This is a genomic window from Paenibacillus sp. sgz302115 (genome assembly GCF_056120445.1).
This window is the reverse complement of sequence record NZ_JBVYOK010000069.1, coordinates 1-419: the sequence shown is the minus strand read 5'-3', so window position 1 is coordinate 419 and position 419 is coordinate 1. Positions and strand designations below refer to the sequence as shown.

At 55.4% G+C, this 419-nt stretch carries 2 rRNA genes; both read left to right on the top strand.

Annotated features, from left to right (window positions below):
• A 23S ribosomal RNA gene (locus tag AC0LWN_RS32695) occupies positions 1-186 on the top strand; the annotation flags it as partial.
• Between the two features lie 134 nt (positions 187-320).
• Positions 321-419: ribosomal RNA gene (gene rrf, locus AC0LWN_RS32690) — 5S ribosomal RNA — on the top strand; the annotation flags it as partial.

The following is a 419-nucleotide window of genomic DNA, read 5'->3' as shown; positions in this document are numbered from 1 at the left end:
GGAGCATGGCTGGGTAGCTACGTACGGACGGGATAAGCGCTGAAAGCATCTAAGCGTGAAGCCCCCCTCAAGATGAGATTTCCCAGCATGTAAGACCCCTTGAAGACGACGAGGTAGATAGGTTGGAGGTGGAAGCACGGCAACGTGTGGAGCTGACCAATACTAATCGGTCGAGGGCTTATCCAAAGAACTAAAACGCAGATTTCGTTTCGGATTCAGTTTTCAGGCGATCAAGCCTGAACAATCAATCGCGCACACATTCATCGGCACAGCCGTGAGCGACCGAATGTGACGCTCGGCGCTTGTTCCACAAGCGCACGTTTGGTGGCGATAGCGGAGGGGTTCCACGCGTACCCATCCCGAACACGACCGTTAAGCCCTCCAGCGCCGATGGTACTTGGACCGAAGGGTCCTGGGAG